The sequence below is a fragment of the Streptomyces sp. NPDC006733 genome (assembly GCF_040636125.1).
In the GTDB taxonomy this organism is placed as follows: domain Bacteria; phylum Actinomycetota; class Actinomycetes; order Streptomycetales; family Streptomycetaceae; genus Actinacidiphila.
The window spans coordinates 103,821-116,683 of the sequence record NZ_JBEYJD010000002.1; the positions used below are offsets into that span (position 1 = coordinate 103,821).

Here is a 12,863-nt window from a genome sequence, read left to right on the forward strand (position 1 = left end):
GACGGCCGCAGTCGGCACCGCCATCGCCGCCGGCTACCGCGGCATCGACATGCACCCACAGCTCCAGCAGTCCGAGCTGTGCGCCTTCCACGCCACCCACGGCATCGCGATCTAGGCCTGGTCCCCGCTGGGCCAGGGGAAGGGCCTGCTGGCGGCCCCGGCGGTCGTGGCGATCGCCCGGAAGCACGGCAAGTCCGCCGCCCAGGTCGTGCTCCGCCGGCACCTGCAGGTGGGCAGTGTGGTCATCCCCAAGTCGGTGACCCCGTCGCGCATCGCGGAGAACTTCGACGTGTTCGGGTTCGAGCTGGACGCGGAGGACCGGACTGCGCCGGCCCCCTGGACGAGGGCAAGCGGCTGGAGCCTGCCGCCCGCAGCCCGAGCACATCAGCACGGTACGGGTTACCGGGGATGACAACAGTTGTTGCCAGAGCCTCTCACTGGGCAAGCTCCACGGCTCCCACCACCACGAGACAACGTTGAACTATGGACTCCCACCACATGGGGCAACGCCCGGGCCATTCCTACCGTGAGCAACACCAAAAGTCACCCTCGCCCCCGCCCGGAAGAGACCGATATGACTCCACCCACGGCTCCATCGCCAACTCTCCGCAACATGAGGAAAGTTCTAGCCGCGAGCCTCATAGGAACCACCATCGAGTGGTACGACTTCTTCCTCTACGGCTCCGCCGCCGCCCTGGTGTTCAACAAGCTCTTCTTCCCGGGCTCCGATCCGCTGGTCGGCACGTTGCTGTCGTTCCTGACCTACGCCATCGGCTTCGCCGCCCGGCCGGTCGGGGCGCTGGTGTTCGGGCACTTCGGCGACCGGCTCGGGCGGAAGAAGCTGCTGGTCATCAGCTTGCTGATGATGGGTGGCGCGACCTTCTGCATCGGTCTGCTGCCGACCCACGCGGCGGTCGGCTCCGCCGCGCCGGTGCTGCTGACCGCGCTGCGGCTGGTGCAGGGCTTCGCGCTCGGGGGCGAGTGGGGCGGGGCCGTGCTGCTGGTGTCGGAGCACGGGGACGCGAAGCGCCGCGGGTTCTGGGCCTCGTGGCCGCAGACCGGGGCGCCCGCCGGGCAGTTGCTGGCAACCGGGGTGCTCTCGGCGCTGACCGCGCTGCTGTCGGACTCGGCGTTCCTGGCCTGGGGCTGGCGGATACCGTTCCTGCTCTCCGGCCTGCTGGTGATGGTGGGCCTGTGGGTGCGGCTGTCGGTCGACGAGTCGCCGGTCTTCAAGGCGGCGCTGGCGAAGGCCGCGGCGCGGACGTCGAAGGACCCGGTGGAGCGCATGCCGCTGGTGGCCGTCTTCCGCGACCACTGGCGCGACGTGCTGGTCGCGATGGGCGCCCGGATGGCCGAGAACATCAGCTACTACGTCATCACCGCCTTCGTCCTGGTCTACGCGACCACCCACGCCGGCCTCGACAAGCAGACCGCCCTCAACGCCGTCCTGATCGGCTCCGCCGTGCACTTCGCGGTGATCCCGGCCTGGGGCGCGCTCTCCGACCGCGTCGGCCGCAAGCCCGTCTACCTGCTGGGCGCGGCCGGGGTGGGGCTGTGGGCGTTCCCGTTCTTCCTGCTCGTCGACCGCGAGGACTTCGGCTCGCTGGTCCTCGCGATCACCGTCGGACTGGTCTTCCACGGCGCGATGTACGCCCCGCAGGCCGCCTTCTTCTCGGAGATGTTCTCGACCCGCATGCGGTACTCCGGGGCCTCGATCGGCGCCCAGTTCGCCTCGGTCGCGGCCGGCGCCCCCGCGCCGCTGATCGCGACCGCGCTGCTGAAGGACTACGGGAGTTCCACCCCGATCGCCCTGTACGTGATCCTCGCCGCCGTCGTCACCCTGGTCGCCGTCCTGCTCGCCAAGGAGACCCGCGGCCGGGACCTCGCCGAGGTGGAGCCGGAACGGGACCGCGCGGCGGGACCGGCGCCCGCGGCCGCCGCGGCGGCGCCGCGCTGACCGCACGCACCCCGGCCGGTCCGCGACCACGGTGGTCGCGGACCGGCGGCGGTCCGGGCTCAGCCCGCGCCGCCCAGCCGGTTCAGCCGCAGTGCCAGCTGCAGTTCGAGGGCGCGTTCCGGCAGCTGCCAGTCGGGGCCCAGCAGATGGGCGACGCGCTCCAGGCGCTGTGCGACGGTGTTGACGTGCACGTGCAGCGCGTCCTTGGTCCTGGCGGGGCTCATCCCGCTCGCGAAGTAGGCGTCGAGGGTGCGGACCAGGTCCGTGCCGCGCCGGCCGTCGTAGTCGATGACCGCGCCGATGGTCCGCCGGACGAAGCCCCCGACGTCGCGGGAGTCGGCCAGCAGCAGGCCCAGGAAGCCGAAGTCCTCGGCCGCCGCGCCCTCGCCGCCGCGGCCGAGCACCCGCAGCGCGTCGACGCAGCGCTGCGCCTCGGCGTACCCGGCGGCGACCGCCCCTGGGTGCGCGGCCGGGGCGGGCACCCGGCCGGACGCGCCGACGGTGACCTCGGCGCGGACGGCCGCGCCCAGTTGCGCGGCCAGCCGGCGGGCGGTCTGCGACGCGTCGGCGCCGTCCTCCAGGGGCAGCAGCAGGACGGTGCCGCCGTCCCGGGCGGCGGCCAGCCCGTGCCGGGTGGCGGCGAGGTGCGAGGCGGCGGACCACAGGCGCTGGCGGTCGACGGTGGCGTCGTCGGCCGGGCGGGCGGCGAGCACGACGTGCGGTACGTCGAGGTCGGCGCGGAGCCGGCCGGCCCGTTCGCGCAGCAGCCGGGGGTCGCGGTGCGGGGCGTCCAGCAGGTCGTCCAGCAGCTCGCCCCGGAAGCGCTGCTCGGCCTCGCCGGCGGTGCGCCGGGCGAGCAGCAGCAGCGCGGTGACCATGGCGGCACGCTCCAGGGTGCGCTGGTCGACGGGGTCGAGGCCCGGGTGGCCGCGCAGGACGAGGGCGCCGAGCAGTTCGCCGCCCGCGGTCACGGCGGCGGTCCAGGTGTCGCCCTCGCGCACCGCGTGGCCGTCGGCCCGGGAGCGGGCGACGGCGGCCACCAGCGCGGCCGGCACCGGCTCGCCGCCCGTGCCGGTCCCGGTGACCTCGACCGTGCCGGAGAGCACCTCGGCGACGGCGGCGGCCACGTCGTCGACCCCGCCGCCGCGCAGCACCAGTTCGGTGAGCCGGTCGTGGACCTCGGAGGCGCGCTCCAGGATCGCGCTGTGGGTGCGGATGGTGTCGTTGGCGGCGCCCAGGCCGTCGAGGGCCGAGCGGGTCTCCTCCAGCAGGTTGGCGGTGTCGATGGCGACGGCCGCCAGCGAGGCGAGCGAGGCGAGCAGCGCGATCTGCTCGCGTTCGAAGACCCGGATCCGGCGGTCGGCGGCGAAGAGCACCCCGATCACCCCGCTGCCCAGGGCGAGCGGCACGCCGAGGATGGCGACCAGGCCCTCGTCGCGGACCCCGGAGTCGATGGTGTGGGTGTGCCGGAACCGCTCGTCGTCGAAGTAGCTCTCGGTGACGTACGGCATGGCGGTCTGGGCGACGAGGCCGCCGAGCCCGGCGCCCAGCGCGAGCCGCAGGCTCTGGAAGCGGGCGGAGACCGAGCCCTCGGTGACGCGCATGTAGGTGTCGCCGGCCCGGGGGTCGTTGAGGGTGAGGTAGGCGACGTCGGTGCCCAGCAGCGCGCGGGCCCGCTGCACGATGGCCTGCAGCACCGCGTCGAGGTCGCGCAGCCCCGCCAGGTCGCCCGCGGTCGCGAAGAGCGCCGACAGCTCCGCCTCGCGGCGGCGGCGCCCCTCCAGCTCGTCGCGGACCCGCAGCGCGAGGCGCTTGGCGCGCTCCAGCTCCGCCAGCCGGGTACCGGGCACCCCGTCGGCGCGGGCGATCAGCACCGGGCGCTCGTACTCCTCGGCGGGCGCGCCCCGGGCGAGGAGCCGCAGGTAGGGGGCCTCGGACGGTTCGTCGACTGCCGGGTGATCTCCATTCATGGGCACAGGCATACCGGTCCGCCCGCCCCCGGCGCCAGCGGCGGTCAGTGGGCGGTCCATCCGCCGTCCATCGTCAGGGAGGCGCCGGTGATGAAGGAGGCCTGTTCGGTGCAGAGGTACGCGGCCAGTTCCGCCACCTCCGCCGGTTCCACCAGCCGTTTGACGGCCGTGTCCGCCAGCAGGATCTCGGTCACCACCCGCTCGGCGGGGATGCCGTGCGCGGCGGCCTGGTCGGCGATCTGCCGCTCCACCAGCGGGGTGCGGACGTAGCCGGGGCACAGGCAGTTGGAGGTCACGCCGTGCGGCGCCCCCTCCAGGGCCGCGGTCTTGGAGAGCCCTTCGAGCCCGTGCTTGGCGGACACGTACGCGGACTTGAACGGCGAGGCCCGCAGCCCGTGCACGGACGAGATGTTGACGATGCGGCCCCAGCCCTGCCCGTACATGTGCGGCAGTGCCCCGCGGATCATCCGGAAGGGGGCCTCCAGCATGACGCGCAGCACGGTGGAGAAGACCTCGGGCGGGAACTCCTCGATGGGGCGGACGAGTTGCAGCCCGGCGTTGTTGACCAGGATGTCGGTGCCGGCCGCGGCCTGTTCGGCGGCGTCGAGGTCGGTCAGGTCCAGCAGCAGGGTCTCCACGGAGCCGGGCCGGCCCGCGGCCTCCTCGTGGAGCGCGGCGAGCCCCTCGGCGTCGCGGTCGACGGCCCGCACCTTGGCCCCCGCGGCGGCCAGCCGCAGGACGCAGGTACGGCCGATGCCTCCGGCAGCCCCGGTGACGAGTGCGGTGCGGCCGCCGAGGTCCGCGGGCGAAGGCGAGATCAGCGTCATGTGGGGCAGGCTAGGCAGCGATCGCCCGCTGACCGATGTCGGCCGCACCCACACTTCGCCGCCGGCGGGTGTGGCCCGCCGCCATGGGTGCGCGCGCCACCCCGGGCCTCAGCGGTCGCGGGGATCCGGTGCCGGCACGAACCAGGCCGCCGCCTCGTCCTTCAGGGCGAGGGCGATGCGCTCGCGGTGCAGCGGCACTAGCTCCGGCAGCGCGTCGACGGCGAACCAGCCGACCTCGAGGGACTCGTCGTCGTTGACCCGTGCCGTGCCGCCGACGGCGCGGCACAGCAGCACCACGTCCATGTACTGCGCGAGGTGGCCGTTGGGGTACTCGATCATCTGGTTGGTGTACACGCCCAGGATCCGCTCGGCGACGGCGGTCACCGCGGTCTCCTCCTCGATCTCCCGCACCGCGGCCTCGGCCGGCTGCTCCCCCGGCTCGGGGATCCCGGCGATCAGCGCCCACTGCCCGGTGTCCGAGCGGCGGTTCAAAAGCACCCGCCCGCGCTCGTCGAAGACCACCATGACGACGCCGGGCATGAACAGCAGCGTGTTGCCCGCCTTGGCGCGGATGGCGCGGATGAACTCGGGGATCGGCATCCTCCGAGGGTATCGACAGCCCGCCGTTCGCCCCATCAGCACCAGGGTCACCAAGTGGCGGATCGTTCCTGCACTACATATCCACAACTCAGTACCCGAGCCGTTACGGTGACCGGAAGAGCGCCTACGCGGGGACCCGACGGCGACGGCACTCCGTCGCGTCCGGGTGGCGTCAGGGGGTACCGGGGGATGAGAACGGCGACCGGCGGGGCGTCAGGAGCGATGCGTGCGGACAGCCGGGGCACCCCGGACGAACGCGTCCGCGGCAGCAGGACCGACGCGCTCGGCATCGCCGTGCTCGCCGGCTGCGCCACCTGGTCGCTGATCGCCGCGGCGGGCCGCCCGGCCCGCCCCGAGGGCCTGCTGCTGGCGCTGCTCGCGGTGACGGCCGGCTACGCCACGGGCCGGATCGCGGGGGCGCTGCTGCCCGTGGCGGCCCCCGCGGGCATGGCGCTCGCGATCGTCGTCGCGTCCCTGGTGATGCCCGGCCGGCTCTCCGGCGCCGTCGACACGCCGCCGCTGGGCTATCCGAACGCCGACGCCGCGCTGCTGGTCCTGGCCACCGGCGCCGCCTGCTGCGCCGCCTGGGGCGCGCCGTCCCTGGCGGCGCGGCTGGCGCTGCGCGCGCTCGGGGCCGGCGCCGGGGCGCTGGCGCTGGCCATCGGCTCGACGGCGGGCTTCGCCGCCTCCGTCGGCGTCCTGCTGTGCTCGCTGGCCGCCTCGCACATGCGGCGGCGGCTGCTGGCGCTCGCCGGCTTCGCGCTGGCGACCGCGATCGCGGTCGGCGGCACGTACGCGGTGGCCACCGACGCCCTGCCGTCCGGGCTGTCGGCCTCCCTCGCGGGGCAGTTGACCGCCCCGCGGGTCGAGCTGTGGCGCGACGCGGTGGGGATGGCCGAGGACCACCCGGTGCGCGGTGTCGGCCCCGACCGGTTCCGGGTGGAGAGCGCGGGCGCGCAGACCGCCGCCGAAGGTCCGCACACGCCCCAGTCGGCCGTCTTCCAGGTGGTCGCGGAGCAGGGCCTGCCGGGGCTGGCCCTGCTGGGGGCGGCGTTCGCCTGGGTGCTGTGCACGCTGTGGCGCTCCCCGCGCGGCACCCCGGTCGTGCTGACGGCGGGGGCCGCCCTGACCGGCCTCGCGATGCTGGCCGCCGTCGACCACGTGCTGAGCTTCACCGTCGTCACCGCGGCGGCGGGCATCGTGGCGGGGCTGGCGGCGGCGCGCCCGCTGGCGGAGGAGGGGGCGGGCGGTGTCGGACCAGGGTGACCGGGCCGGGCCGGGCTAGGCCGGGTCGGACCTGACCGGTTGCAGGCCGAGTTTCACCCACTGGCGGATCGCCTGCACCGCGCCCTCGGCGTCGTCCACCGTGACGGTGAAGACGTGGCCGGTACCCAGGACCAGGACGACCCCCGGTCCGCGGCGCACGATGACGGCGGTGCCCCGCTCGGGGCGCCAGCGGTAGCCCCAGCCGCCCCAGTGCCGGGGGCTGATGTGCGGTTCGAGGTCGGCGGAGCTGACCTGGTCCAGGGGGATGCGGCGGCGCGGCAGGCCCATGTGGCCGCAGCGCACGTAGAGGCCCTCGCCGTCGACCGTCACCCGCACATGGGTGAACGCGATCGTGCCGAACAGCACCAGCAGCCCGACGGCCACGCAGCCCACCACCGACATGATCAGGGCTGCCGGGCCGGAGGTGTACGGGCCGGCGACCGCCAGCTCGATGCCGAGCGCCATGCAGGCGGCGCCGGCCGCGGCGGGCAGCCACTGCATGCGGTTGCGGGCGTGTCCTGTCCAGACCTGGGGCCAGATCTGGGACGCGGGTGCATCTCCCTGAGGCGCTTCCGTCATGCTGCGCAGCCTACTCAGCAACCGGCGGATCGGCAGCCGTGTGAGCCGTGCGGATGAACCTGGCCGCGCGGGTGCGTCAGGCCGACGCGGTCGCGCCGAGGGCCACGCCCTCCGCGTAGGCCAGCGCGGCCGCGGGCAGGCCCGCCGGGCGGCCGCTGAGGATCACCGTCAGTGAGCCGGACGGCTCGGCGGACGGCTCGGGCGGCGCGCCGAGCCGGCGCAGGGCCTGGGCCGCGACCGCCTCCGCCGATCCCAGCAGGGCGACCTCCCGGCCGCCGGTCCGCTGGACGGCGCCGCGGATCCGGTCGGCCACCAGCTCGTAGTGCGTGCAGCCCAGGACCACGGCGCGCACGTCGTGCGGCGTCCTGGCCGCCGCGTCCGCGACGGCCGCGTCGATCGCCGCGTCATCCGCGTACTGCACCGCGTCCGCCAGCCCGGGGCACGCCACCTCCGTCACCGTCGCGGCGCCGCGGAACTCCTCGATCAGCCGGTGCTGGTAGGCGCTGCCGGTCGTCGCGGGCGTGGCCCAGATGGCCAGCGCCCCGCCGCCCGCGGCGGCGGGCTTGATCGCCGGCACCGTCCCGATCACCGGCACGCCCGGCTCCAGCTCCGCCCGCAGCGCGGCCAGCGCGTGCACGGACGCGGTGTTGCACGCGACGATCAGCGCGTCCGGGCCGGTCGCGGCGGCGGCCCGCGCGCACGCCAGCGCGTGTGCCGTGATGTCCTCCGGGGTGCGCGGGCCCCACGGCATCCCCTCGGGGTCCGAGGACAGGACCAGGTCGGCGTCGGGCCGCAGCCGGCGCAGTGCGGCGGCCGCCGCCAGGAGGCCGATTCCAGAGTCCAGCAGCGCGATCTTCACCCGGTCACCTTATGCGACGACCGCCCGCGACCCCCGGCCGTGTCGTGTCGCGGCACGGCGCGGGGCGGCGCGGTTGCGGCAGACTGCGGCGGGTGACGGTGCTGACGTGGGTCGCTGGGGTGTCGCTGCTGGCGTGGGTGTGGCTGCTGCTGGCGCAGGGGTTCTTCTGGCGGACGGACGTCCGGCTGCCGGGACCGCCGGACGGGCCGGACGGCGGGCCGCGGGAGTGGCCGACGGTGGCCGTCGTCGTGCCGGCCCGCGACGAGGCGGCCGTGCTGCCGCTGAGCCTGCCGTCGCTGCTGGCGCAGGAGTACCCGGGCCGGGCCGAGGTCTTCCTCGTCGACGACGGCAGCTCGGACGGCACCGGCGACACCGCCCGCTCGCTCGGCGCGCGGCACGGCGGACTGCCGCTGACGGTGTCCTCGCCCGGTGAGCTGCCGGCCGGCTGGACCGGGAAGCTGTGGGGTGTCCGGCACGGCATCGCGCTGGCCACCGAGCGCACCGGCGCGGAGTACCTGCTGCTCACGGACGCGGACATCGCGCACGATCCGGATTCGCTGCGCGCCCTGGTGGCGGCGGCGCGGGCCGCGGACCTCGACATGGTGTCGCTGATGGCCCGGCTGCGCGTGGCGACGGTCTGGGAGCGACTGATCGTCCCGGCGTTCGTCTACTTCTTCGCGCAGCTCTACCCGTTCCGCCGGATCAACCGGCCGGGTGGCAGGACGGCCGCCGCGGCCGGCGGCTGCGTGCTCATCCGCCGCTCGGCCGTCGAGGCGGCGCGCGTCCCGGAGTCGATCCGGCACGCGGTGATCGACGACGTGGCGCTGGCCCGCGCGGTCAAGGGCGCCGGCGGCCGGATCTGGCTCGGGCTCGCGGACCGGGTGGCCAGCGTGCGCCCGTACCCGGACCTGGGCGAGCTGTGGCGGATGGTCTCGCGCAGCGCCTACGCGCAGTTGCGGCACAACCCGCTGGTCCTGGCGGGGACCGTCGCCGGGCTCGTGCTGGTCTACCTGGTGCCGCCGCTGGCGGCGCTGGCCGGCGCGGCGGCGGGCGCCGGGCCGCCGTGCGCGCTGGGCGCGGCGGCGTGGGCGGTGATGGCGGGGACGTACCTGCCGATGCTGCGCTACTACCGCCAACCGCTGTGGCTCGCGCCGCTGCTGCCGTTCACCGCCGCGCTGTACCTGCTGATGACGGTCGACTCCGCGGTGCAGCACTACCGCGGCCGGGGCGCGGCCTGGAAGGGCCGCACCTACGCGCGCCCCGACGCCTCGGTGTAGACGGTGGCCAGCCGCGCGCCGACGGCCTGCGGTCCGAAGTGCCGCCGGGTCCTGGCGGCGAGCGCGGCCGGCTGCCGCAGCGGCAGTTCCGCGGCGGCCTCGACCAGCGCGCGGGCCAGCGCCCGGGGGTCCGCGGGCGGCACGAGGATGCCGGCGTCGCCGCCGACGAGTTCGGGCAGCGCGCCGGTGCGGGTGCCGACGACCGGGGTGCCGCAGCACAGCGCGTCGAGCGCCGTCGTGCCGAAGCCGATGACGTGCCGCGGGTCGGCGAAGAGGTCGGCGTGCGCGAGGGCGTGCAGGGTCTGCCCGCGGTCGAGGTCACCGGTGAGGACGGCGGCCCCGCCGGCGCCGGAGCGCCGGAGGTGGTCCTCGACGGCGCCGGCCCCGGGTCCGTCACCGATGATCCGCAGCCGTAACCGCGGGTCCTCGCCGAGCGCTTCGGCGAACGCGTCGACCAGCACGTCCCACCCCTCGTCCGCGACGAGCGGGCCGGCCGCCACGATGCGCACCGGGTCCTGGCTGATGCGCGCCCGGGCGGGGACGTGCGGCAGCGCGCCGGTGTCCACGGGGTGCGGCACCAGCAGATGCCTGCCGGGCAGGCCGAGTTCACCGATCCGGGCGAGCAGGGCGTCGCTGACGGGCAGCACCGCGGCCGCCTCCCGGTACAGTCGGGCCGCGCGCCGCCGGTCGAGCACGCCGGGCAGCGGCCGCGACGGGTGGCCCAGCCAGCGGCGGTCGTGCTCCGACAGGACGTACGGGATGCCGGCGGCGCCCGACAGCCACGGCAGCTGACCGGCCGCGCCCGGTGCGTGGGCGTGCAGGACGTCGACCGCGCCGCCCTCCGCGCCGGCGAACCGCAGGACGGCCGCGACGCGGCCCGCGGTGCCGGCCGCCGGACGGCCGCGCTCCCGGTGCGCGGCCTCGATCTCGTACCGGCCCGGCCGGCGCGGGTCGCGCCCGGCGAACGGCAGTCCCGGCAGCGGCGGCGCGCTCAACGACCCGACGACGGACAGCTCGACGACGTCGGCGACCGTGGCGGCGGCCCGCTGCCAGGCGTCCGGCCGCCGCGGCCCGTCCGGTGCTGACAGCATGGCGACACGCACGGCCTCACCCCTCGTGACGAAGCACGGAGCGCGGCGGGGGGAATCCCCCGGAATGCACCGCTCCGGGGCGCCACTGTGGCACAGCGGCGCCCCCCGTCAGGGCGAGTCGGGGACCCTCCGGGTCACTTACGGCCCGGCGTCCAGTTCATGCCCCATCCGTAGGCGTAGTCGACCGTGCGCTGCGGGCTGACGCCGCGCTGCGGCACCAGGTAGCGCGCCTCGCGCTGCACCACCAGGTCACCGCCCTGGTTGGTGATGAGGGCCAGGGCGCAGACGTTCGACGGCACGGTGCACTCGTCGAGCGAGAAGTCGATCGGGGCGCCGCCCGCCGGCTGCAGGGTGACGGTCGCGTGCAGGCCCGCGAAGCTGCGCGCGCCCTCGTAGATCGTCACGAAGATGAGGATCCGGCGGAACGCCTGCTTGTGGTCCAGGTTGATGGTGAGGTTCTCACCGGACTCGGAGCCGCCGGTCCTGTCGTCGCCGTCCAGGTGGATGAAGGGCGGCTGGTGCAGGGATCCGAACGCGTTGCCGAGCGCCTGGATCACGCCCTTGCTGCCGTCGGCGAGTTCGAACAGGGCGCACAGGTCGAGGTCGAGGTCGGAGTGGAACGCCGACGGCTTCCCGCTCTTGCGCCCCCATCCCTTGAACTGCTTGTGCACCTGCCAGATCAGGTTCACCCGCATCGCGCCGGAGGTGCCGCCCTGCTTGGTGAGGGAGACCGAGGGAGCCTCCTTGGTCAGCGTCACCTTCGTCAGCCGCACGGGCTGCGGGGCGGCCGGCGGGGCGCCGGGCGGCTGCGTCGGCGCGGGCGGCGCCTGGTACGGCTGCTGCGGGGCCTGGTAGGTCTGCGGCGCCGGGGGCGGGGGCTGGTACGGCTGCGGCGGCGGCTGGTAGCTCTGCGGCGCGGGGGGCGGCGGCTGGTACGGCTGCTGCGGGGCCTGGTAGGTCTGCGGGGCCTGCGGCGGCGGCTGGTGGGTCTGCGGGGCGGGGGCCGGCGCCGGAGCGGCCGGCTCGTCGACCGAGATGCCGAAGTCCGTGGCGAGGCCGCCCAGTCCGCTGTCGTACCCCTGCCCCACCGCGCGGAACTTCCAGGCGCCCTGGCGGCGGTAGAGCTCGCCGAGCACGAACGCGGTCTCCACGGAGGCGTCGGTGCTGTCGAAGCGCGCCAGTTCCGCGCCGCTGGCCGGGTCGCTGAGGCGGATGTGCAGCCCGGGGACCCGACCGAACGTCCCGCCGTCGCTGGAGGCGGCGAGCACGATGGTCTCGATGGCCGGTTCCACCCGGCCGAGGTCGACGGAGAGTGTGTCCGTCACCGTGTCGCCGGCGGTGCGCTTGCCCTCGTGGCGCACGGCGCCGGAGGCGTGCGCCGGCTGGTTGTAGAAGACGAAGTCGGCGTCGGACCTGACCTTGCCCCCTGCCAGCAGCAGGGCCGAGGCGTCCACGTCAGGGACACCCGGTCCCGCACGCCATCCCAGCTCCACGCGGACGGACGGGACGGACACCGGCACGTTCGTGCCCTTGCGCATCGTCATGCTCTCCCCTTTTGCACACGGTGCGGTCCACCGTAGCCCCGACCCCTGACCGTGGACATACGCCGCACCCCGGCGGGGCGGGAGGCGACCGCCGGTAACGCCCTACGGGCACGGCTTTTGCTCGATCTCGCGTTCAATGATGACCGATTTTCGTCGATTCGCTCGCATTGAGGGTCGACCGTCACTCACAGCACACAAAACAACCTACTAATCGGTCTCCCCAACCAGCACATCGTGGGCTTAACTTAAGTGCCATGAGCTCCCCCCGCGGCACCTATGGTGGCGGCTACTACGCAGCGCCGTCCTTCCCGGACACGCCGATCTACGACAGCCTCGTCGCTGAGCGTGGCACCCCCCAGATCGCCCCGATCAGGGTGCCGGCAGAGTACGCGTATCCCTCGTACGAGACCGGCAGGAACCTTCCGGCCCTGCCGGCCGCCCTCCCCGCGCTGCCGTCCGGTTCGTCGCAGTACTCCCCGTACCCGGCCGCGCAGGGCATGTCCAACAACTACCCGTCGAACGGCTACCAGCCGCAGCCCGCGCCGGTGCAGCACACCCCGGCGCCGTACATCCCGCAGCAGGCCGGCGGGGGCCGCGCGAGCGGCTCGTACAACGGCTTCAACGGGGCGAACGGCTTCTCCGGCGCAGGCGGCTACAACCCCGGTTCCACCGGCAGCCATCCGGTGCAGCAGCCGCCGCAGCAGGCCCCCGCGCAGGGCGGCCCCGGCTACGACTCCGCGCGCCAGCCGCAGCGGCCGGCGCCGCGCCAGTCGCCGAGCGGCTACGTGGAGGACCCGTACCAGCAGCGGCGTCCGCTCGGCCAGGGGAACCAGGGCTACTACCAGGGCTGAGCCCGAAACCGGCTGGCCGGGTCGCGACCCGTGCTGGCAGGA

General features: G+C 75.0%; 11 protein-coding genes and 1 pseudogene. 5 read left to right on the forward strand and 7 right to left on the reverse strand.

The annotated features are described in order from the left end of the window. Nucleotides 1-43: 43 nt before the first annotated feature. Both ABZ721_RS02685 and ABZ721_RS02690 read left to right on the forward strand, forming a co-directional pair. Nucleotides 44-480: pseudogene (locus ABZ721_RS02685) on the forward strand (aldo/keto reductase); the annotation flags it as partial. A gap of 94 nt (nucleotides 481-574) precedes the next feature. Beyond that, nucleotides 575-1,957, forward strand: coding sequence for an MFS transporter (locus ABZ721_RS02690; protein WP_358786729.1), 1,383 nt, complete (start codon nucleotides 575-577; stop codon nucleotides 1,955-1,957). Nucleotides 1,958-2,016: 59 nt separating this feature from the next. Here the strand turns inward: ABZ721_RS02690 and ABZ721_RS02695 are convergent, their stop codons facing one another. The 3 genes from ABZ721_RS02695 to ABZ721_RS02705 all read right to left on the reverse strand — a co-directional run bounded on the left by ABZ721_RS02695 (nucleotide 2,017) and on the right by ABZ721_RS02705 (nucleotide 5,354). Then, nucleotides 2,017-3,927: a helix-turn-helix domain-containing protein gene (locus ABZ721_RS02695; RefSeq protein WP_358786730.1), complete on the reverse strand. Its 1,911-nt coding sequence runs from the start codon at nucleotides 3,925-3,927 to the stop codon at nucleotides 2,017-2,019. Between the two features lie 44 nt (nucleotides 3,928-3,971). Continuing rightward, a complete protein-coding gene (locus tag ABZ721_RS02700; RefSeq protein WP_358786731.1) occupies nucleotides 3,972-4,754 on the reverse strand; it encodes a 3-hydroxybutyrate dehydrogenase in 783 nt (260 codons plus the stop codon). A gap of 108 nt (nucleotides 4,755-4,862) precedes the next feature. Next, nucleotides 4,863-5,354: an NUDIX domain-containing protein gene (locus ABZ721_RS02705; protein WP_358786732.1), complete on the reverse strand. Its 492-nt coding sequence runs from the start codon at nucleotides 5,352-5,354 to the stop codon at nucleotides 4,863-4,865. A gap of 222 nt (nucleotides 5,355-5,576) precedes the next feature. On the opposite strand from ABZ721_RS02705, the gene ABZ721_RS02710 reads away from it, so the two are divergent. Further along, entirely contained in the window at nucleotides 5,577-6,620 is a 1,044-nt protein-coding gene (locus ABZ721_RS02710; protein WP_358786733.1) for an O-antigen ligase family protein, read from the forward strand. Between the two features lie 15 nt (nucleotides 6,621-6,635). On the opposite strand, the gene ABZ721_RS02715 is transcribed toward ABZ721_RS02710, so the two are convergent. Together ABZ721_RS02715 and ABZ721_RS02720 are read right to left on the reverse strand one after the other, a co-directional pair. After that, the gene (locus ABZ721_RS02715; RefSeq protein ID WP_358786734.1) at nucleotides 6,636-7,199 is read right to left on the reverse strand and encodes a hypothetical protein; all 564 of its coding nucleotides are present in this window, start codon (nucleotides 7,197-7,199) and stop codon (nucleotides 6,636-6,638) included. 76 nt (nucleotides 7,200-7,275) lie between these two features. Then, the gene (locus ABZ721_RS02720) at nucleotides 7,276-8,058 is read right to left on the reverse strand and encodes an aspartate/glutamate racemase family protein (protein ID WP_358786735.1); all 783 of its coding nucleotides are present in this window, start codon (nucleotides 8,056-8,058) and stop codon (nucleotides 7,276-7,278) included. A gap of 92 nt (nucleotides 8,059-8,150) precedes the next feature. Between ABZ721_RS02720 and ABZ721_RS02725 the strand changes: the two genes are divergently transcribed. Next, nucleotides 8,151-9,335, forward strand: a complete 1,185-nt coding sequence (locus tag ABZ721_RS02725; RefSeq protein ID WP_358786736.1) for a glycosyltransferase — start codon at nucleotides 8,151-8,153, stop codon at nucleotides 9,333-9,335. Here ABZ721_RS02725 and ABZ721_RS02730 read toward each other — a convergent pair. Continuing rightward, nucleotides 9,308-10,426 (reverse strand): glycosyltransferase, encoded by a 1,119-nt coding sequence (locus ABZ721_RS02730; protein ID WP_358786737.1) that lies wholly within the window; start codon nucleotides 10,424-10,426, stop codon nucleotides 9,308-9,310. The two genes, ABZ721_RS02725 and ABZ721_RS02730, sit on opposite strands and share 28 nt — an antisense overlap. Before the next feature lie 134 nt (nucleotides 10,427-10,560). Further along, nucleotides 10,561-11,964, reverse strand: a complete 1,404-nt coding sequence (locus ABZ721_RS02735; RefSeq protein WP_358786983.1) for a TerD family protein — start codon at nucleotides 11,962-11,964, stop codon at nucleotides 10,561-10,563. A 260-nt stretch (nucleotides 11,965-12,224) separates the two neighbouring features. Between ABZ721_RS02735 and ABZ721_RS02740 the strand changes: the two genes are divergently transcribed. After that, nucleotides 12,225-12,821, forward strand: coding sequence for a DUF6643 family protein (locus ABZ721_RS02740; protein WP_358786738.1), 597 nt, complete (start codon nucleotides 12,225-12,227; stop codon nucleotides 12,819-12,821). Nucleotides 12,822-12,863: the final 42 nt, after the last annotated feature.

Excerpts from the sequence above, each read along its gene's own strand:
- ABZ721_RS02690 (WP_358786729.1), top strand. The coding sequence starts at position 575 with ATGACTCCACCCACGGCTCCATCGCCAACTCTCCGCAACATGAGGAAA.
- ABZ721_RS02695 (WP_358786730.1), bottom strand. The coding sequence starts at position 3,927 with ATGAATGGAGATCACCCGGCAGTCGACGAACCGTCCGAGGCCCCCTAC.
- ABZ721_RS02735 (WP_358786983.1), bottom strand. The coding sequence starts at position 11,964 with ATGCGCAAGGGCACGAACGTGCCGGTGTCCGTCCCGTCCGTCCGCGTG.
- ABZ721_RS02715 (WP_358786734.1), bottom strand. The coding sequence starts at position 7,199 with ATGACGGAAGCGCCTCAGGGAGATGCACCCGCGTCCCAGATCTGGCCC.
- ABZ721_RS02705 (WP_358786732.1), bottom strand. The coding sequence starts at position 5,354 with ATGCCGATCCCCGAGTTCATCCGCGCCATCCGCGCCAAGGCGGGCAAC.
- ABZ721_RS02700 (WP_358786731.1), bottom strand. The coding sequence starts at position 4,754 with ATGACGCTGATCTCGCCTTCGCCCGCGGACCTCGGCGGCCGCACCGCA.
- ABZ721_RS02730 (WP_358786737.1), bottom strand. The coding sequence starts at position 10,426 with ATGCTGTCAGCACCGGACGGGCCGCGGCGGCCGGACGCCTGGCAGCGG.
- ABZ721_RS02740 (WP_358786738.1), top strand. The coding sequence starts at position 12,225 with ATGAGCTCCCCCCGCGGCACCTATGGTGGCGGCTACTACGCAGCGCCG.
- ABZ721_RS02710 (WP_358786733.1), top strand. The coding sequence starts at position 5,577 with ATGCGTGCGGACAGCCGGGGCACCCCGGACGAACGCGTCCGCGGCAGC.